Source organism: Rosenbergiella collisarenosi (assembly GCF_018494085.1).
Taxonomy (GTDB): Bacteria; Pseudomonadota; Gammaproteobacteria; order Enterobacterales; family Enterobacteriaceae; genus Rosenbergiella; species Rosenbergiella collisarenosi.
This window is the reverse complement of sequence record NZ_JABBFP010000010.1, coordinates 26539-45189: the sequence shown is the minus strand read 5'-3', so window position 1 is coordinate 45189 and position 18651 is coordinate 26539. Positions and strand designations below refer to the sequence as shown.

General features: G+C 49.4%; 18 protein-coding genes. 8 read left to right on the top strand and 10 right to left on the bottom strand.

Annotated features, from left to right (window positions below; all coding sequences use genetic code 11):
• The first annotated feature begins 26 nt into the window (after positions 1 to 26).
• Together rsmF and HGT70_RS13805 are read left to right on the top strand one after the other, a co-directional pair.
• Positions 27 to 1448, top strand: a complete 1422-nt coding sequence (gene rsmF, locus HGT70_RS13810) for a 16S rRNA (cytosine(1407)-C(5))-methyltransferase RsmF (RefSeq protein ID WP_422047361.1) — start codon at positions 27 to 29, stop codon at positions 1446 to 1448.
• 211 nt (positions 1449 to 1659) lie between these two features.
• Complete coding sequence (locus HGT70_RS13805) at positions 1660 to 2136, top strand: hypothetical protein (RefSeq protein ID WP_214196230.1); 477 nt, start codon at positions 1660 to 1662, stop codon at positions 2134 to 2136.
• Between the two features lie 49 nt (positions 2137 to 2185).
• Here the strand turns inward: HGT70_RS13805 and HGT70_RS13800 are convergent, their stop codons facing one another.
• Entirely contained in the window at positions 2186 to 2731 is a 546-nt protein-coding gene (locus HGT70_RS13800) for a DUF1440 domain-containing protein (protein WP_214196229.1), read from the bottom strand.
• A 185-nt stretch (positions 2732 to 2916) separates the two neighbouring features.
• Positions 2917 to 3258 carry a DUF2511 domain-containing protein gene (locus tag HGT70_RS13795; RefSeq protein ID WP_214196228.1) on the bottom strand — a complete coding sequence of 114 codons (342 nt, stop codon included), beginning with the start codon at positions 3256 to 3258 and terminating at the stop codon, positions 2917 to 2919.
• Between the two features lie 134 nt (positions 3259 to 3392).
• Between HGT70_RS13795 and HGT70_RS13790 the strand changes: the two genes are divergently transcribed.
• Positions 3393 to 3626 (top strand): DNA polymerase III subunit theta, encoded by a 234-nt coding sequence (locus tag HGT70_RS13790; protein WP_214196227.1) that lies wholly within the window; start codon positions 3393 to 3395, stop codon positions 3624 to 3626.
• Here HGT70_RS13790 and HGT70_RS13785 read toward each other — a convergent pair.
• Positions 3610 to 5670 carry a S9 family peptidase gene (locus HGT70_RS13785; RefSeq protein WP_425328688.1) on the bottom strand — a complete coding sequence of 687 codons (2061 nt, stop codon included), beginning with the start codon at positions 5668 to 5670 and terminating at the stop codon, positions 3610 to 3612. The genes HGT70_RS13790 and HGT70_RS13785 overlap by 17 nt on opposite strands.
• A 151-nt stretch (positions 5671 to 5821) precedes the next feature.
• Here HGT70_RS13785 and purT point away from each other — a divergent pair, with 151 nt between their 5' ends.
• The gene (gene purT / locus HGT70_RS13780; RefSeq protein WP_214196225.1) at positions 5822 to 7006 is read left to right on the top strand and encodes a formate-dependent phosphoribosylglycinamide formyltransferase; all 1185 of its coding nucleotides are present in this window, start codon (positions 5822 to 5824) and stop codon (positions 7004 to 7006) included.
• A gap of 35 nt (positions 7007 to 7041) precedes the next feature.
• Here the strand turns inward: purT and zwf are convergent, their stop codons facing one another.
• Positions 7042 to 8529 carry a glucose-6-phosphate dehydrogenase gene (gene zwf, locus HGT70_RS13775; RefSeq protein WP_214196224.1) on the bottom strand — a complete coding sequence of 496 codons (1488 nt, stop codon included), beginning with the start codon at positions 8527 to 8529 and terminating at the stop codon, positions 7042 to 7044.
• Between the two features lie 282 nt (positions 8530 to 8811).
• On the opposite strand from zwf, the gene pyk reads away from it, so the two are divergent.
• Positions 8812 to 10254 carry a pyruvate kinase gene (gene pyk / locus HGT70_RS13770; protein WP_214196223.1) on the top strand — a complete coding sequence of 481 codons (1443 nt, stop codon included), beginning with the start codon at positions 8812 to 8814 and terminating at the stop codon, positions 10252 to 10254.
• A gap of 24 nt (positions 10255 to 10278) precedes the next feature.
• On the opposite strand, the gene lpxM is transcribed toward pyk, so the two are convergent.
• The 3 genes from lpxM to znuA form a co-directional block, all read right to left on the bottom strand.
• On the bottom strand, positions 10279 to 11256 hold the full coding sequence (gene lpxM / locus HGT70_RS13765; RefSeq protein WP_071429854.1) for a lauroyl-Kdo(2)-lipid IV(A) myristoyltransferase: 978 nt from the start codon (positions 11254 to 11256) through the stop codon (positions 10279 to 10281).
• A gap of 134 nt (positions 11257 to 11390) precedes the next feature.
• A complete protein-coding gene (mepM, locus tag HGT70_RS13760) occupies positions 11391 to 12716 on the bottom strand; it encodes a murein DD-endopeptidase MepM (RefSeq protein WP_214196222.1) in 1326 nt (441 codons plus the stop codon).
• Positions 12717 to 12731: 15 nt separating this feature from the next.
• Positions 12732 to 13673, bottom strand: a complete 942-nt coding sequence (gene znuA, locus HGT70_RS13755) for a zinc ABC transporter substrate-binding protein ZnuA (RefSeq protein WP_244968947.1) — start codon at positions 13671 to 13673, stop codon at positions 12732 to 12734.
• Positions 13674 to 13784: 111 nt separating this feature from the next.
• On the opposite strand from znuA, the gene znuC reads away from it, so the two are divergent.
• A complete protein-coding gene (gene znuC / locus HGT70_RS13750; protein ID WP_214196220.1) occupies positions 13785 to 14543 on the top strand; it encodes a zinc ABC transporter ATP-binding protein ZnuC in 759 nt (252 codons plus the stop codon).
• Positions 14540 to 15325 (top strand): zinc ABC transporter permease subunit ZnuB, encoded by a 786-nt coding sequence (gene znuB, locus HGT70_RS13745; RefSeq protein ID WP_214196219.1) that lies wholly within the window; start codon positions 14540 to 14542, stop codon positions 15323 to 15325. Before znuC ends, znuB begins: the two co-directional genes overlap by 4 nt.
• Before the next feature lie 131 nt (positions 15326 to 15456).
• Here the strand turns inward: znuB and HGT70_RS13740 are convergent, their stop codons facing one another.
• A complete protein-coding gene (locus tag HGT70_RS13740) occupies positions 15457 to 16323 on the bottom strand; it encodes an EamA family transporter (protein ID WP_214196269.1) in 867 nt (288 codons plus the stop codon).
• Between the two features lie 68 nt (positions 16324 to 16391).
• On the opposite strand from HGT70_RS13740, the gene HGT70_RS13735 reads away from it, so the two are divergent.
• The gene (locus HGT70_RS13735; RefSeq protein ID WP_214196218.1) at positions 16392 to 16898 is read left to right on the top strand and encodes a MarR family winged helix-turn-helix transcriptional regulator; all 507 of its coding nucleotides are present in this window, start codon (positions 16392 to 16394) and stop codon (positions 16896 to 16898) included.
• A 68-nt stretch (positions 16899 to 16966) separates the two neighbouring features.
• Here the strand turns inward: HGT70_RS13735 and ruvB are convergent, their stop codons facing one another.
• Positions 16967 to 17980, bottom strand: a complete 1014-nt coding sequence (ruvB, locus tag HGT70_RS13730) for a Holliday junction branch migration DNA helicase RuvB (RefSeq protein WP_071429842.1) — start codon at positions 17978 to 17980, stop codon at positions 16967 to 16969.
• Between the two features lie 8 nt (positions 17981 to 17988).
• Positions 17989 to 18606 carry a Holliday junction branch migration protein RuvA gene (gene ruvA / locus HGT70_RS13725; RefSeq protein ID WP_214196217.1) on the bottom strand — a complete coding sequence of 206 codons (618 nt, stop codon included), beginning with the start codon at positions 18604 to 18606 and terminating at the stop codon, positions 17989 to 17991.
• Positions 18607 to 18651 lie beyond the last annotated feature (45 nt).

The following is an 18651-nucleotide window of genomic DNA, read 5'->3' as shown; positions in this document are numbered from 1 at the left end:
GCTTTTCATCCCCTATGGATCCCATTGTGAGCGCAGACGTTATCGATTTCCCTCCGCAATTTCTTGAGCTAATACAGCAAGCACTTCCTGATAACGATGACTTCGCAGCGTTTATCTCTATCAGCCAACGCCCGCTGCGACGCGCTATTCGTGTGAATACGTTAAAAATAAGCGTTGCCGACTTTCTAACGCTAACGGCTAATCACCCGTGGCAACTCACCCCGGTCCCTTGGTGCGCTGAAGGCTTTTGGATTGAGCTTGACGATCAACAACTCCCCTTAGGGAGTTATGCGGAGCACCTTAGCGGGCTATTTTATATTCAAGAACCCAGTTCGATGCTTCCTGTTCAAGCACTTTTCGCAGGCCAAGAGTCTCCACTTGACGTGATGGATATGGCGTCGGCGCCAGGGTCGAAAACAACGCAGATTGCGGCGAAAATGGCGAACAATGGATTGATCCTGGCGAACGAGTATGCGGCGAGTCGAGTGAAAGTCCTCCATGCCAACATTAGCCGTTGTGGGGTGACTAATACTGCTTTAACCCATTTTGATGCGCGCGTCTTCGGTGCAGCACTCCCTGAACAATTTGATGCTATTTTATTAGACGCTCCCTGTTCAGGTGAAGGCGTTATCCGTAAGGATCCCAATGCCTTTGCCCATTGGAGCCTTGAGAGCACGCTATCGATCGCACAGACACAGCAAGAGCTGTTGGTGAGTGCCTTCCATGCTCTAAAACCTGGCGGCCGTCTGATTTATTCGACCTGCACACTTAATCAGATTGAGAACCAACAGGTTATCGCTTCTTTACTTGCGCAGTACCCTCAGGCAGTACAGATCGAATCTTTGCACGACCTATTCCCCGGCGCAGAATCTGTGGTAACCCCTGAAGGGTATTTACATGTATTCCCGCAGCGTTTTGATAGCGAAGGATTCTTTGTCGCCAGTTTACGTAAAACAGCCGGAGTCGATCGCCTCCCGCACCCAGGTTATAAGGTCGGCAAACTGCCGTTCCAACCTGCATCACGTTCGCTAACACAACTTGTTGCACAGCACGCCAAGGACGTGGGCATCGAATGGCCTGAGACCCTCTACCTATGGCAACGTGATAAAGAGCTATGGCTGTTTCCTAAGCGCGTAGAACCCCTGATAGGAAAAGTTAAATTTTCACGTCTGGGATTTCGTTTAGCAGAGACTCATAACAAAGGTTATCGGTGGCATCACGAGGCAGTAACCGCCTTGGCCAAGGCAGCTTCTTCGAGTTTAGCGCTTACGGCTGAACAGGCCGCTGAATGGTACAAAGGAAGAGATATTTACCCCGACACCGCCTTAGGCAAAGGTGAATGCTTGCTGAGCTACCAGGGACAGGTTATAGGGCTGGCTAAAATCATTAATCAACGGGTTAAAAATAGCCTGCCGAGAGAGCTGGTTCGCAACGGCCCACTTTTCTAATTCCCACCTCGCCTCAGCCTGAATTTTCTGGATGGGGCAGTAAACTGTCAATTTAACTGAAGTTATGTCAATTTTATGCCGATGTTTCTAAGTTACTTGTGTATCTTTACACTCGCGCTACCGACTATCGTTTAGGGTCTTGATATAATTTCGCCGCCTCACCCTAACGTGTTCATTTAATGCCACTTTCTTTTCTCTTCTGGGAACTATAATGAAAAAAATTACCCGTTCTTTACTGATCCTCCTTCCCGTAGTATTAATGACTGTTTCGAGTTTGAGTGAAGCAAGGTCCTTTTCGTCTCGTGGTTTAGGTTCGTCGAAAATGTTTAAGCGTCCCATGGCTAATAAGACCTCTACGCCAACTCAACCTACGCAGACCCCATCGTCAACGGCACCTACTTCGTCAACCGCTGCGGGTCAAAAGGCGATTCCCGGCGCAGACCAATATCGTGCACTCAGTCAGCAGGCGCCTTCGCAGCGGCTCAAGAATGCGATAAATACTCGCGGCAGTGGTGGTGCAAGGCTGACACAGTTAGCGATGCTCTATTGGCTGTTGAGCAGCAGCAATAGCCACGCTTCCGAGCTAACGGACTCTGATCGCGCGTGGGTACAAAAAGAGATCAAAGAGAAAGAGAAAAATGGGGAAAAACTTGAAAACCCGGCAGTAGCTCCTGCGACAAAACCTTAACCGAAGTCGCTGACACCGAATGTATTGAGAATTCGGTGTCAACACAAGGCTAACGACGCCACGTCCCCTTTATCGGCTGTGCAAACCACGCTAATACCGCGATTAGGCAGACTTCAATACTCACCGACCAATAAATATGGCCCAAGATCTCACTCCACAGCTCGTAGCCATTGAGATTCCATAACCATCCGGTTTGCCCTTGGTCATAAATGGGATTGCGAAAGCCCAATGCGGGTATAAGAAAGCCATGCATCACTACGGTTATCACCACACCGTAGGCCACACCCAACCCCCAGCGTATTTTTGGCCAAAAATAGGCGCCGGCAACATAGACAAACGCGAAGATAAAGCTGAACAGCCAGTGGTAGAGCGTTACAGCCCCTAATACCGAATTACCTTGGTAGAGATAATCCAGCGAGTGTTGATTGATCCCTGCCCACCCAAGCCATGCATCAATATGCGCACCCGGCGGAGATATTTCCCCCGCCACACGCGGTGGCATATTCACTTCAGACCCCCACTTTACTAATGAACTCATAAAACCGGCTAATAGTGTCGCCCAGAGAATAATTTTGCCATCAAGTTTGGAAAGCATAAGCACCTCGCAGTGTAGAAAACATTACATTAAATAGGTATAGGGGCAATGCGTGGATTCTACTGGCTTAGTGGGAAGTCTGGAGAGTAATAACTGAGCATCACTTGCGCTGGGTCAAGATTACGACAAAGATAGCCGTGCTGTTTCTCAACCCTAATTCTACCGTCAGGATTAGGGTTGGGTGATCACTGTTTACATAACGCTTGCGCGCGCGTAATTAACGGGGTGAGATCCATTTTTTGACCAGGATGCTGCTTATCATCAGCCTGTATCAGGGTAATAGGTTGGCCCTGACTTAATTTTTTGTCCACATCCTGCTGTGCAATAGCGTTCAGGGGGTATTGCATCAACGTACTATCATTAATCGCGAATAACCCTCCATTTTTTTCACAACTAAGCATGATCTCTCCTCGGGTTAGGGGCCATAAGTCCTTACCCATTTCGCGTCGGCTTACGGTGATGACTTCCGATGCGAAGGATTGCCCACTCACGATGGCCAATAGCAGAACAGCAAAAAGTTTTTTCATTGGAATACAGCCTTAAATTCGTAATAATAAATGCGTCCTATGACTCGTCGCATAGTGTAGCAAATCACGTAATCAAGTGGCAGTGAATAGCGGACACGACCTACCGTTACTGCCAAGAAGGAGGTACCCGTACCATGACCTATAATCTCGCTGAACTCAGCCCTGAAGACAAAGATCGCCTTAATACCGAACTCGCCGCAGCGGGAGTCGCTTTTAAAGAGCGCTACAATATGCCCGTAGTGCCCGTCCACATAGAGAATGAGCAGCCCGCTGCACTAAAGACACACTTTCAAGAGAAACTGACGGCTTATCGTCAAATTTCTGTGACGTTGTCACGCTTGCCTTACGAACCTAAGCTGAAGACTTAGGCCACTCACCCTGCGCTAATCCGATTAAAAAACTGCATTCTCGGGCGATATCGACATAAGCTTGATAGCGCCCAGACTTACCGCCGTGCCCCGCATCGAGGTCGGTATACAGTAACAGCTGATGATCGTCTGTTTTCAACTCCCTAAGCTTAGCCACCCACTTAGCGGGCTCCCAATATTGTACTTGTGAATCATGTAAGCCAGTGGTCACGAATAAGTGTGGGTAAGCCTGCGTGTGGACGTTATCGTACGGACTATAGGCGCGAATGACCGCATAATCCGCTTCGTTATTAGGATTCCCCCACTCATCGTATTCCCCAGTCGTTAAGGGGATAGACTCATCTAACATCGTGGTGACTACATCGACAAAAGGTACCTGAGCAAGAATGCCGTGAAAGAGTTGCGGCGCCATATTGCTGACTGCTGCGACCAATAAGCCCCCTGCACTTCCCCCCATCGCATAGCAGCGCGCGGGATCGCCCATGCCTTGCTGAAGCAATTGTTCAGTCGCATCGATAAAGTCATGAAAACTATTGAGCTTATTCTGCAATCTCCCCGCATCATACCAAGCGCGACCTAACTCTCCACCGCCTCTAACGTGTACCATGGCATAGATGAACCCTCGATCGAGGAGGCTTTGCCGCGTCAATCCAAAATCAGCATCTAAGCATGCCCCGTAAGCGCCATAGCCATACACTAATAACGGATTTTTTCCCGGCTTAAGCTTATCCTTACGCCATACTAGAGAGACTGGTACCTGAGTCCCATCCCGCATCGCTAACCAGCGCCAATCACTTTCGTAAGCCGCTTCTTCGTAATGAGGGATCTGTACTTGCTTGAGGAGTAGCCGTTGATGAGTCGCTAAGTCCCACTCGTAAAGTGTCGTCGGTGTGGTGAAGCTACTGTAACCAAAGCGCAGGCGAGAAGTGTCGGCCTCTGGGTTATGGTCGATCCATACCACGCCATTCTCTGCCTGCTTAGGCAGTGTAAAACGCTGTGTGCCATCGAGCGAGTATTGACATAATACTCGCTTGCCTTGTTCTCTCTCTTCGGTGACTAACCACTCTCTAAAAAGCTGAAAATCTTCGATCACGCGTTCTGCGCAAGGAGCTATGACCCGTTGCCAATGCTCTTCCGCGGTCTGGGCGTCGGTACAGCGATAGACCCCGAAATTAATCCCCTCACGATTAGAGCGAATGTAATAGTTATCTTGGAAATGATCGACGCTGTACTCATGGTCATCGCGGCGGGGTAACAGGCATTGTGGCCGTGCACAAGGGTTGTCCGCATCCAGTACCCAGACCTCGCTGGTGGTCGAGCTATCTAAAAGAATAAAAAGACGCTGTTCGGAACTACTACTGGTTAGACTGACATAGAAGCTATCATCTTGCTCTTCGTAAACCAGGCAATCTTCGCTCGGATCACCCCCCAATTGATGCCGCCAAACTTGCCATGGTAGTAGGGTTTGAGGGTCTTGCTTAATGTAAAAAAGAGTTTGACCATCGTTTGCCCAAACGATGGACGGAGAGACCCCTTCTATTCCTGTCGGTAACCACGTATTTTGCGCTAAGTCCTGAATACGTATGACATATTCGCGCCTTGAGAGATAATCTTCAGTCACTGCCATGTAACGATGGTCGGGAGTAATTTCTAAGGCGCCTAACTCATAGTACTCAGCCCCCACAGCACGTTCGCTACAATTTAGTAGCGTTTGCCATTCGCTATGCGCGTTATCTTCTCTCCATACCCAGCTCGGATAGTCTTCGCCTTGCTGGTAGCGCTGCTGATACCAATGGCCAGCCTTTAGAAACGGGACGGAATGGTCGTTACCGGGGATCCTGGCGGTCATCTCTTGATATAGCGCGTCTTCAAGCTCAGCCAAAGGTGCTAGCTGCTGTTCACACCATGTATTTTCCGCAACGAGATAATCAATGACCTCAGGATTGCTACGCTCGTCGTCTCTAAGCCATGCATAGTGGTCGAGGCGGTCTTCGCCATGCATCTGATGAATAAAGGGAACACGACGCGCTTGAGGAGGATTAATCATGGCGATAACTACCGAGTAAAGTGTGGGGGTATCAGTATCGCATGATTCTGACTACAGACCTAGCGTCGACCTAAGCGTTGTTCGTGCCAACGCAATCGTTTTCGTTTACACTTCTCGGCAGTGGGTTAACTCAGTTTAGGAAACTATTATGCGCAAGTTCGGTACCGCATTGTGTACAAATGCCACCAAAGTCATGTTATTGGGATGCGGAGAATTAGGTAAAGAAGTTGCCATTGAATGCCAACGTCTTGGTATTGAAGTCATCGGCGTTGACCGCTATGAGAATGCCCCAGCGATGCACGTTGCACACCGTGCCTATGTCATCGATATGCTGGATGGGGAAGCGCTAGAAGCCCTCATTAAGCAAGAGCGTCCTGATTTTATTGTGCCAGAAATCGAAGCTATTGCTACGGCGAAGCTCGTCGAATTAGAGGCGGCAGGTTTAACCGTTGTCCCCTGCGCGCGCGCGACACAGATCACCATGAATCGTGAGGGGATCCGTCAGTTAGCCGCGGAACAATTGGGTCTACCGACTTCCTCCTATCGTTTTGCCAGTCAACAAGAGGATTTCTTCGCGGCCGTTGCCGAGATCGGCCTGCCTTGCTTTATTAAACCCGTTATGAGCTCCTCAGGTAAGGGCCAGAGCCTTATTCGCCAACGTGAGGACTGCGAAACAGCATGGGACTACGCGCAGCAAGGTGGGCGCGCAGGGGCAGGTCGAGTGATCATTGAAGGCTTAGTCGATTTTGATTTCGAAATCACCCTACTCACGATCAGTGCAATAGATGGAATTCATTTCTGCGCGCCAATCGGCCATCGGCAAGAAGATGGTGATTATCGAGAGTCTTGGCAGCCGCAGCAGATGAGTGAGCTGGCCCTACAGCGGGCGCAAGACATCGCACGTAAAGTGGTGACAGCACTATCTGGATTTGGCCTATTCGGGGTCGAGCTTTTCGTTCGCGGCGATGAGGTTATTTTCAGCGAAGTTTCTCCACGCCCTCACGATACCGGAATGGTGACCCTCATTTCTCAGGATCTGTCAGAATTTGCGCTGCACGTTAGGGCATTCCTCGGATTGCCTGTCGGCAAAATACGTCAGTATGGCCCGGCAGCCTCTGCGGTTATTCTCCCTGAACTACAGAGTAATACGATCGCCTTTTCAGGGCTAGAAACAGCCTTAAATGCCGGTCAGCAACTACGGCTTTTCGCAAAACCTGAAATCACAGGGCGTAGACGCTTAGGCGTGGCATTGGCGATGGAAGAGACTATCGAGGACGCTATAGCGGCCGCATTAGCAAGTGCCGCGGCCATTAACGTAACTGATGGAAAATAACAATTACTCCGCCAGCTAAAGCTGGCGGGATAAGCTTACTCTAGAGGCGTTTCTGACTCATTCCATGAACGCCCATCACGCGTGATCATCGCGACAGACGCAACAGGGCCCCAAGTCCCCGCTTGGTAAGGCTTCGCTGATTCGCCATCCTTTTCCCATGCTTCGATGATTGAATCGACCCAAGTCCAAGCCGCTTCGACCTCATCACGGTGAACGAATAGCGCCTGGATACCGCGCATTGATTCAAGTAATAAGCGCTCATAAGCATCTGCAAGATGACTTTCGTTAAACGTCTCCGAAAAACTCAGGTCAAGCTTAGTAGTTTGCAGTTTATGTTTGTGATCGAGTCCCGGTACTTTGTTCAGAATTTCGATATCTACCCCTTCGTCTGGTTGTAGACGAATGGTCAGTTTGTTCTGTGGCAGTTGCGTGTAAGACTCTTTAAACAGATTCATCTCAGGGTTTTTAAAGTAGACCACGACCTCAGAGCATTTCGCCGGTAAGCGTTTACCAGTACGTAGATAGAAAGGTACACCCGCCCAACGCCAGTTATCGATATCGACGCGAATCGACACAAACGTTTCTGTCGAGCTGGTTTTATTAGCGCCTTCTTCATCTAAATAGCCTGGTACTTTCTTGCCCTGAACAAACCCTGCCGTATATTGGCCCCGTACCGTTTTTTCACGCACGTTAGTGTGATCTATCTTGCGCAAAGAGCGTAATACTTTGATTTTTTCATCACGAATACTTGCTGCTGTCAGGTCAGAAGGAGGTGACATCGCAATCATCGTTAACACTTGCAGCAGGTGGTTCTGCACCATATCGCGCATCTGCCCCGCTTGGTCGAAATAGCCCCAGCGGCCTTCGATACCCACTTCCTCTGCCACGGTAATCTGCACGTGGTCGATAGTTTTGTTATCCCAATTATTGACGAAAATAGAGTTAGCAAAACGTAGCGCCAGCAGGTTGAGAACCGTTTCTTTTCCTAAGTAGTGGTCAATACGGAATACTTGGCTCTCGTCAAAGTATTCGCCAACACTATCATTGATCTCTTGAGAAGTTTCGAGGGAGGTTCCTAACGGCTTCTCCATCACTACACGCGCTGGCTTGGCGTTAAGCTTAGCTTGGCCCAAGCCCTTACAGATGGCTCCAAACGTACTAGGTGGCATCGCGAAATAGTTGACGGTAACACGATTTTTTTGATCGAGGAGCTTACCCAGCTTAGTAAAGTGAGAAGACTCATTGACATCAAGGTTACAGAAATCGAGACGCGCGCTCAGTTTGGCCCATATTTCTTGATCAACCTCTTCTTTCATGAAGGTTTTCAGCGCTTTATCAACTTCTTGGGTATAAGTGGCTTTATCCCATTCAGCACGGCCTACACCAATGATCTTAGTGTCGTCATTGATTTGCCCTGCCTTTTCCAGCTGGTATAACGAAGGCAATAACTTACGGCGTGCCAGATCACCCTTGGCTCCAAAAATTACCAGATCGCAAGCCTGGACTGTGTGCGTTGACGCCATTTTACTCTCCTCGTTCTGACTTCAATTAGCGAAAACCCGCTAAGGAGTTCATTAAGTTCATATTATTGCTCACTTTACTGTGCTTTGCGTAGTGAGGTAAACACTTTGCTGTGCTAAATCCTTGGGGATTCGTATCGAGACGTTAATCGGTTGTTAAACTAGTGCCTAAAGTTGTACCCTAAAATCATTGCGAGCATTTATCGTTTTCTGCGATATTGCAAGTGGACCCCGTTCATAATGGACGGGCCGCGTTAATAACTGATGATCTCACTGGAGTTGTCCATGTCACCACGCCTTAGACGTACAAAAATTGTTACAACGTTAGGCCCTGCCACTGATCGTGATAATAATCTTGAGAAAGTGATTGCGGCGGGCGCCAATGTTGTAAGGCTTAACTTCTCTCATGGGACGGCTGAGGACCATCTGGTCCGCGCCAATAATGTTAGAGCAATTGCTAAAAAACTAGGCCGACATGTGGCAATTCTCGGTGACCTACAAGGCCCTAAAATTCGTATTTCAACCTTTCGCGAGGGGAAAATATTTCTTAATATCGGTGACCCCTTCACTCTCAACGCATCGCTTCCCAAAGGCGAAGGGGATCATCAGCAAGTGGGGATCGACTATAAGGCTCTGCCCCAAGATGTCGTCGCGGGCGATACCCTACTACTCGATGATGGTCGTGTACAATTACGCGTAACCGCCGTGCAAGGCGATAATATTTTGACTGAGGTTACTGTCGGCGGCCCGCTCTCTAACAATAAAGGGATCAACAAACAGGGCGGTGGACTCTCCGCAGATGCGCTGACTGAAAAAGATAAAGCCGATATCCATACCGCAGCAAAAATCGGCGTCGACTACCTCGCGGTATCTTTTCCACGCTGTGGCGAAGATCTTCGCTATGCCCGTCAACTTGCTGAGGCAGCAGGTTGTCACGCCAAGATTGTCGCGAAAGTCGAACGTGCAGAAGCCGTCGCGTCGCAAGCCGCAATGGACGATATCATTTTGGCAAGTGACGTGGTGATGGTCGCGCGCGGTGATTTAGGGGTCGAAATTGGCGACCCTGAGTTAGTCGGGATCCAAAAGAATTTGATTAGCCGAGCTCGGCAACTAAACCGCGCCAGTATCACGGCGACGCAGATGATGGAATCGATGATCACGAATCCCATGCCGACTCGAGCAGAAGTCATGGATGTGGCCAACGCGGTGTTGGATGGCACGGATGCGGTCATGCTCTCTGCTGAAACCGCTGCTGGGCAATATCCCGCGGAGACCGTACAAGCGATGGCGAACGTCTGTATCGGTGCGGAAAAGATCCCTAAGGTAAATGTCTCGCGTCATCGTCTCGATATTCAATTTGATAATATTGAAGAAGCTATCGCGATGTCTGCAATGTATGCCGCCAATCACCTGAAAGGGGTGACGGCGATCATCACTATGACAGAGTCAGGCCGCACGGCATTAATGACCTCTCGAATTACCTCCGGTTTACCTATCTTTGCGCTATCCCGTCACGAAGATACGCTAAACAGCACTGCGCTCTATCGTGGTGTAACCCCTGTCGCAATCTCTGGCTATACCGATGGTTTATTAGCGGTACACGATGCAGTTAAGCTCCTTAAAGACAAAGGCTACCTACACTCTGGCGATTTGGTGATCGTGACACAAGGTGATGTGATGGGAGCGACTGGCACCACTAATACTCAACGTGTACTTACCGTTGAGTAATACTGACAGCCGCTATAGCGGCTGTTATTTTTTGTAAGGAAATAGCTCTTTACGGCGATAAGGTCTTTCCTCACCCGGCTGGCGAGTCTTCAGAAGTTCAAGGATCCAGGTGTATTGTTCTGGGTTAGGTCCGACAAAAAATTCTACCTCTTCATTCATCCGCCGAGCAATCGTGCGATCATCGGCGGTAAGCAGATCGTCCATTGGCGGGCGCACAAAGATCTCCAACTGATGTCGAGTACTGTTGTAGACAGGAAAAAGCGGCACGACCTTGGCTCGGCAGACTTTCATTAACCGCCCTATCGCCGGCAGGGTTGCCTTGTAAGTCGCAAAAAAATCGACAAACTCGCTATGCTCTGCACCGTGGTCTTGATCAGGTAAATAATAGCCCCAATAGCCTTGCCTTACCGATGCAATAAAGGGTTTTATTCCATCGTTACGGGCATGCATACGCCCACCGAAGCGTCGACGCAGTCGGTTCCAAATATAATCCATTAAGGGATCTTTTTGGTTATGGAACATCGCCGCCATTTTCTGCCCCTCAGCCGCGAGTAGCATTGCCGGGATATCCACCGCCCAACCGTGTGGGACGAGAAAGATAACCTTCTCTCCCGACTGTTGTAGCTGTTCGATAATACCTTTACCGTGCCACATAACCTTCTGCTGAATACGTGCCGGATCGCGTAGCGCTAGCTCGGCCATCAACACCATAGCTTGCGGAGCGGTAGCAAACATTTCGTCAATAATGTCTTCTCGTGCCTCAACGGACAGTTCAGGAAAACAGTAGTGAAGATTAATTTGCGCGCGCCGACGCGCGCCTTTAGCGCGTTGCCCGACCCATTTTCCAAGCTTACCGAGTAGTGGATCTCGTAGCGTAGAGGGAAGATAGGCGAGCCCTCCTGCCAGACCAATCGCTATCCATTTCCCCCAAAACCGTGGTTGTAAAAAGGATCGTTTGAATACAGGGATAAACTCAGAATGATGCTGCGTTTCTTTAGTCATGCACTCGCCTCTTGAAATAAGTGGCTAATGATAGTGATGGGCAAGAGATTTGCAATAGCCTTTTACCCCACTTATCGGCATCTTTAGAGATAAAAAAGGGCAGGCTCTATGCCTGCCCCTGTCAATTTACGCGTTTACTTAAAGGTGAGTTGACTCTGCCAAGCCTTAACTTGGGCAAGGTACGCCTTACGATCTTTACCCGTTAGCCCTTCCATTCGCGGTAATTTCGCTGTAAGGGGATTGACCGCCTGGTTATTGATCCAAATCTCGAAATGTAGATGGGGGCCGGTCGAACGCCCAGTATTACCCGATAGGGCGATACGGTCTCCCCTTTTAACCTTCTGTCCCGGTTTAACTAATACCCGACTGAGGTGCATATAGCGTGTCATGTATTGTCTACCATGGCGAACCGCAACATATTTGCCCGCTGCTCCACCTTGAGCGTTGGCCACGACAACCTCTCCATCGCCAGTCGCCAATACCGGCGTGCCAATCGGCACTGCAAAATCGACGCCACGGTGGGGCGTGATTCGTCCAGTGACAGGGTTGAGACGACGTGGATTAAAATTCGATGAGACTCGATACGTTTTAGCCGTGGGGAAACGTAAAAAACCTTTGGCTAATCCCGAGGCATTCTGGTCGTAAAACTTTCCATCTTCTGCACGGAATGCATAGTAATCCTTACCGCCGGAGCGAACACGCACAGCTTGTAGCTGGCTTTGCATGCGCTTACCCTGTAGCACTTCACGCGAGAAGATCGTGCTAAATTGATCACCACTGCGCAGCTTGCGAAAATCCATCTGCCATTGTAATGCTTTTATGACCGCGGCAACCTCGCTCGCCGACAACCCCGCTTGCTGAGCGCTATTTCCGAAGCTCCCTTTCACTGTGCCCGCAAGGGTTTGGTCTTGCCATTCGCCTTGCTGCAACTGTCGTGTCATGCTGTAAGTGCCGTTTTGGCGACGCGCATAATGGCGCGTTTCACGGCGAGACATCTCCCAATCGAAGGTCTCTAGGTCACCGTCAGCATTTACTTGCCAATTAAGGCTCTGTCCAACGTTAAGGTTGCGCAGCCCGCCATCACTTCCCACTAATGCATTGATGTTTGAGAGGTCGATACCGTATTGATTTAATACGCTACTAAGCGTGTCTCCCGCCGCGACCGTATATTCCTTGGCATCTTGCGCGCCATCGTTTTCTTTCTGATCAGGAGGAAGGTCGTCGTCAGGCAGTGGCGTCGTCTGATCATCGGGTTCAGAGGCGTCAGTACCCGTTAAGTGCTGAGTGGCTTCAATTTCGATTTTACGGACTAAGGTTTCTTTACTATCATCATGTTGGTGGATCAGCGGCTGCCAAACGGCAACCGCGAGCGTCATAGCGGTCAATGACCCCAACATAAAACGATGGGGACGGGGTAATGTGTTAAGCGCGAGAGCGACAGAACGAGCAATCTGTTGCACTGTAAAATTTCCTCATTAGTTCATTGGCTTCAGGCAGCTCACATACTGGCTCGACAGCTGTGAGAGGAATTTCACATAACTGTCTGGTGATAAGCTGATGTTGCTTCCTAAAGGATCAAGAGTACCCTTTCGTACGCCTGTTCCGCGGGAAACCGCATCGATGACGGCTGGTCTGAATTGCGGCTCAGCAAAAACGCATTGCGCTTTATGCTCAGTCAGCTGTGTTCGTATTTCATGAAGCTTCTGTGCCCCAGGTTGAATTTCAGGATTAACTGTAAAATAACCTAGCGGCGACAAGCCATAATGTTGCTCAAAATAGGTATAGGCATCGTGGAAAACATAATACCTTTTATCTTTCACCGTATTAAGCTGCTGGCGTATACCTTCATCGGCATGTTGCAAGTTTGCTATAAATTGCGACAGATTACTGTCTAATGTTGCTTTCTGTGCGGGCATTAACTGAACTAAGCGATCGTGAATAGCCGTAGCACTCAGTAATGCCATCTCTGGTGACAACCAGATGTGCATATTATGAGTTCCCTGATGTGAATGGCTATCAGACAGTTCCCTTTCAGAAGATTTAACAGATTTTAGCGCAACAGCGTGCGTCGAAGCATGATCGTGATCATCACCCGTCTCAGCAACTAAGTGTGATTGAATCACGGGTAAAGCCGTCAGTTCAAGGTTTTTATTGTCTGGAAGCTGCGATGCACTTCGCGTTATAAAGGATTCCATCTCCGGCCCGACCCACACTAAAAGATCAGCGCTTTTAATCCGCCGAACATCGGAAGGCCGCAGAGCATAATCATGTTCAGAAGCCCCATCAGGCATTACAACAGTCACCGGCGTCACACCCTGCGCGATAGCGGCGGCAATAAATCCCAAAGGTTTAATCGACGCGACAACATCGGCGTGGGACGCACCGCTTACTCCCCACATCATGGAAAGACCCAGCATTAATTTTGAAAATTGATTTTTTGTTTTAAACATTATAGGCATCTCAGCTATTAACCTGTGATTAATATGTGATAATATAACATCTCTTTTTGAAATGAAAACTGAATAACCATGTCATCGAACTTAGTCACTTTAAACAATATCGACGTCTCGTTCGGTCAAAAACATGTCCTACAAAATATTTCACTTTCTCTACATTCCGGTAGGATTTTAACCTTGCTAGGCCCCAACGGTGCGGGAAAATCAACGCTAGTACGGTTAATTCTGGGCTTAATTAGCCCGACAAACGGGACGATTGAAAAAAAATCGGCATTACGTATTGGATACGTTCCACAAAAACTGCACCTAGATATTACATTACCTCTAACGGTCGATCGCTTCCTACGATTAGCGCGCCAAGCGAAACATGCTGATATTCATGCGGCGTTACAGCGTGTCAAGGCCGCTCATCTGCGTGATGCGACCATGCAAAAACTCTCCGGTGGCGAATTGCAGCGCGTCCTGCTCGCACGGGCGTTGTTGGGCAAGCCGGAGTTATTAGTGCTTGATGAGCCTACGCAAGGTGTTGATGTGAACGGACAGGTTGCTCTATACGATTTAATCAACCAGTTACGTCAAGAATTAGGATGTGCGGTACTCATGGTGTCACATGATCTGCATCTGGTAATGGCGAAAACCGATGATGTACTCTGTCTTAATCATCACGTTTGCTGTTCAGGGCCTCCTGAAGTCGTTTCACAACATCCAGAATTCACCGCTATGTTTGGACCCCGCGCTTCTCAACAGCTGGCAATCTATCGACATCATCACAATCATCGTCACGACCTCACAGGACGGATTGTCTTACGTAAGGAAAATGACCGCTCATGATTGAACTACTACTACCGGGTTGGTTAGGGGGCATGTTATTGAGCCTGACCGCCGGTCCGCTGGGCGCTTTCGTCGTATGGCGTAAAATGTCTTATTTTGGAGACACCCTCGCGCACGCCTCATTATTAGGAGTCGCTTTCGGGCTACTTTTGCATGTTAACCCTCGGTATGCGGTGATTGCTGTCACCTTAATTCTCGCTATTTTATTGGTCGTCCTCGAACATCGCCCTCACCTTGCCATTGATACTCTTCTCGGTATCATGGCACATAGTGCCCTCTCATTAGGGCTGGTTGTCGTCAGTCTGATGTCCAATGTTCGTGTAGATTTGATGGCCTATTTATTTGGTGATCTGTTATCGGTTATGCCTGCGGACTTATGGATGATGGCAGGTGGCGTTGTGATCGTGTTGGCTGTGCTGTTTTCTCAGTGGCGTTCGCTACTTTCTATGACGGTTAGCCCTGAGCTCGCTCAGGTAGACGGCGTTAATCTGCCTAGAACCAGAATGCTGTTAATGCTCGTCACCGCGCTGACCATCGGTGTATCGATGAAGTTTGTCGGCGCACTCATCATCACCTCGCTCCTTATCATCCCCGCGGCAACTGCGCGACGCTTCGCCCGCTCACCGGAGCAGATGGCATTTTTCGCTACGCTGATTGGTATGCTGGCGGTCACAGGAGGTCTCACCTTCTCCGCGTACTACGATACTCCCGCAGGCCCCTCTGTCGTCCTCACCGCCAGTGCGCTCTTTATCCTTAGCGGCTTAAAAAAATTGGCACAATAAAACTATTGCCTCGGATAACCCGAGGCAATAAATCATGCCCCTCTACGCCTCGACGACTATGAACGACGATAAATGCCCTCTACTCTTGGCCTCGCACCGTTAATGCTAAAGCCTTACAAATAAGTCGCGACTTATTTTCTGGCGGTAAGCTGAACAACGACGACACTGCCCAGCACAATAACTAAGCCGGTGAGTTGGAGCAGTGTTAGGCTTTGCGACAGGAATATCCACCCTAATAGCACCGCGACAATAGGGCTTAATAGACCCAACGATGCTACCGCGACACTGGGTAGCCGCTTAATACCGCGAAACCAGAGTCCGTAAGCGATCAAGGCCCCCGCTAGGCTTAACCACGCATAAGCCAAATAGTGAAGCGTCGTCAGCGTCGGAAGAGGTTCATCGATAAATAATGCTGCAGGTACGAGTGCCAGCCCACCCAAAACCAACTGCCAACCAGTCAGCGAAGTTATGGGCAGTGTAATTTTCCAGCGTCCTGCCAACCAGACTCCCGCTGCCATACTACAAGCCCCAACCAGCGCCGCTATGACTCCCAACGTATCGAAGATTGTTCTCGAGGACAGCAGAAGTAGGGACATGCCTGCTACGCCAGTGAAAGCGGCTAACAAAGTCAGCACTTTAGGCGTCCTCTTATCCACCCCCCACATCAGTACCATAACAAATAAGGGCTGAATGGCACCTAATACCGCTGCCAGCCCTCCAGGTAAACGGTATGCCGCAAGAAATAGTAGGGTTTGGAAAATACCGATATTCAACGCACTCAAGATCAGCAACCGCCCGCAATCCCGCCAAGCTGGTAGGTGGGGAGAGAAAAGCAAGAGTAACAGGCCTGCGGGTAATACCCTGATCAGTGCTGCCGTAAACGGTCTATCGGGGGGAAGAAGTTGAGACGTTACAATGTAGGTCGATCCCCAAATAGCGGGGGCCAGTGCAGTGAGTAGACAATCAAAAAAATACATTGGAGAACGCTGAGATGGCATCATTTTGTAATTACCTTCAATTCAAGATAAAATGATGCTATTCGATAATTATCTTGAGATCAAGATACATGCCCAATATTAACGCGGAACAAAGTGATGCTGTCGATCGCATTCTAAAGCAATGGCAAGATGAACGGCCTGACCTCGATTGTCGTCCAATGGGACCGATAGGCCGGATTAAGCGCTGTTCTGCATTACTCGAACAACGTCTAGAGATGGTCTTCGAGACATTCTCGCTCTCCTCATGGGAGTTCGATATGCTAGCGGCTCTGCGTCGAGCAGGAGCCCCCTACTGCCTAAGCCCTACCGATCTGTTTTCAACCCTAATGGTGACCTCAGGGACGATGACTCATCGATTAAAAAGGCTCGAGTCGCGGGAGTTCATCATCCGTCTCCCAAACGCGCTCGATGCACGCAGTATGCTCGTACAATTGAGTAATGAAGGTAAAAAGCTTATTGATGAGGCCGTCGAAAAGCATGTGGAGAATGAGAGGTTAATTCTGGCAGCGCTCTCCGCTGACGACCTAGAGCAGCTCGATCGTCGTCTAGCGAGCTTATTGCGCACACTGGAATGATAATTTGGGATTAATGAAAAGAGGCGCCCTACTAGGACGCCTCTTCTGCACACGCAATGATGCAATCTTTAGTCTTTACGAAACTGATCGATCATATTGAAATGTTGATAAGCGTGTTGGGTTGCCAGCCTCCCGCGCGGCGTGCGCTGGATAAAACCCTGTTGGATAAGATAAGGTTCAATAACATCTTCGATCGTTTCCCGCTCTTCGCCGATCGCCGCTGCAAGGTTATCTAAACCGACGGGACCGCCACTGAACTTATCGATAATCGCAAGCAATAGCTTACGATCCATATAATCAAAGCCTTCGCTGTCTACGTTTAACAAATCTAGAGCGCTCGCGGTCACTTGACCGCTCATATCTCCCGCTGCTTTGACTTCGGCAAAGTCTCGGACTCTACGCAGTAGACGATTGGCAATCCGTGGAGTACCACGCGCGCGGCGCGCGATCTCTAGCGCGCCCTCTTCACTAAGCGCTAACCCTAGACATTCTGCCGCACGTTTCACGATAGACTGAAGATCGGGCACTTGGTAAAACTCTAGACGTTGCACGATACCGAAACGATCCCGCAGCGGTGAGGTCAACGACCCTGCACGCGTGGTAGCACCAATAAGCGTAAAGGGAGGTAAGTCGATTTTTATCGAGCGAGCCGCAGGCCCTTCGCCAATCATAATGTCGAGCTGATAATCTTCCATCGCTGGGTAGAGAACTTCTTCCACCACGGGTGATAAGCGGTGGATTTCATCGATGAATAGTACATCATGAGGTTCGAGGTTGGTGAGCATGGCGGCGAGATCCCCCGCCTTCTCCAATACTGGACCCGATGTGGTGCGCAGGTTTACCCCCATCTCATTCGCTACGATGTTCGCTAGGGTGGTTTTTCCTAAGCCTGGAGGGCCGAAAATCAACAGATGATCGAGGGCATCGCCACGCATTTTAGCCGCTCGGATAAAAATCTCCATCTGTTCGCGCACATGGGGTTGGCCCACATACTCATCCAGTAGACGCGGGCGTAAAGCACGGTCAAAACGTTCTTCTTCATGAGTCACTTCTGCAGAGACTAGGCGATCCGCTTCAATCATAATGGTCCTTATAGCGACGCGCGTAAGGCGTCACGGATTAAGGTTTCACTGTCAGCACCCGTTTTTGCGATTTTACTCACCATTCTTGAGGCTTCTTGTGGCTTATAACCGAGCGCAACGAGAGCCGCAACAGCTTCTGCCTCGGCGTCGTTACTCGATACCTGATCAGACTCAGGCGCGGTTAGGGTAAACTCGCTTTCGGTATTGAATAACTCGCCGTGCATTCCTTTGAAGCGATCCTTCATTTCCACCACCAAACGTTCGGCAGTTTTCTTACCCACCCCCGGTAGCTTCACTAGCGCAGCAATCTCTTGGTGCTCTACCGCATTCACGAACTGTTGGGCTGACATACCAGAAAGAATGGCTAACGCTAATTTAGGGCCGACACCGTTAACTTTAATCAATTCGCGAAACAGTGTGCGCTCTTGTTTATGATTAAAACCAAAGAGGAGCTGGGCGTCTTCCCTAACCACGAAGTGGGTAAAAATAATGGCGGAGTGGTCTTTTTCGGGGAGCTCGTAGAAGCACGTCATCGGCATATGCACTTCATAACCGACACCGCCAACTTCCAGTAGCACCAGCGGTGGCTGTTTCTCTATGATGACTCCATTAAGACGTCCGATCATACTAATACCCTTTTCAATGCGTTAGCGACAGTCAATGCAGCGTTT

Bases quoted from the DNA above. Each gene is read 5' to 3' on its own strand.
- HGT70_RS13805 (WP_214196230.1), top strand. From the start codon at position 1,660: ATGAAAAAAATTACCCGTTCTTTACTGATCCTCCTTCCCGTAGTATTA.
- HGT70_RS13800 (WP_214196229.1), bottom strand. From the start codon at position 2,731: ATGCTTTCCAAACTTGATGGCAAAATTATTCTCTGGGCGACACTATTA.
- HGT70_RS13795 (WP_214196228.1), bottom strand. From the start codon at position 3,258: ATGAAAAAACTTTTTGCTGTTCTGCTATTGGCCATCGTGAGTGGGCAA.
- HGT70_RS13790 (WP_214196227.1), top strand. From the start codon at position 3,393: ATGACCTATAATCTCGCTGAACTCAGCCCTGAAGACAAAGATCGCCTT.
- purT (WP_214196225.1), top strand. From the start codon at position 5,822: ATGCGCAAGTTCGGTACCGCATTGTGTACAAATGCCACCAAAGTCATG.
- zwf (WP_214196224.1), bottom strand. From the start codon at position 8,529: ATGGCGTCAACGCACACAGTCCAGGCTTGCGATCTGGTAATTTTTGGA.
- pyk (WP_214196223.1), top strand. From the start codon at position 8,812: ATGTCACCACGCCTTAGACGTACAAAAATTGTTACAACGTTAGGCCCT.
- lpxM (WP_071429854.1), bottom strand. From the start codon at position 11,256: ATGACTAAAGAAACGCAGCATCATTCTGAGTTTATCCCTGTATTCAAA.
- znuA (WP_244968947.1), bottom strand. From the start codon at position 13,673: ATGCTGGGTCTTTCCATGATGTGGGGAGTAAGCGGTGCGTCCCACGCC.
- znuC (WP_214196220.1), top strand. From the start codon at position 13,785: ATGTCATCGAACTTAGTCACTTTAAACAATATCGACGTCTCGTTCGGT.
- znuB (WP_214196219.1), top strand. From the start codon at position 14,540: ATGATTGAACTACTACTACCGGGTTGGTTAGGGGGCATGTTATTGAGC.
- HGT70_RS13740 (WP_214196269.1), bottom strand. From the start codon at position 16,323: ATGCCATCTCAGCGTTCTCCAATGTATTTTTTTGATTGTCTACTCACT.
- HGT70_RS13735 (WP_214196218.1), top strand. From the start codon at position 16,392: ATGCCCAATATTAACGCGGAACAAAGTGATGCTGTCGATCGCATTCTA.
- ruvB (WP_071429842.1), bottom strand. From the start codon at position 17,980: ATGATTGAAGCGGATCGCCTAGTCTCTGCAGAAGTGACTCATGAAGAA.
- ruvA (WP_214196217.1), bottom strand. From the start codon at position 18,606: ATGATCGGACGTCTTAATGGAGTCATCATAGAGAAACAGCCACCGCTG.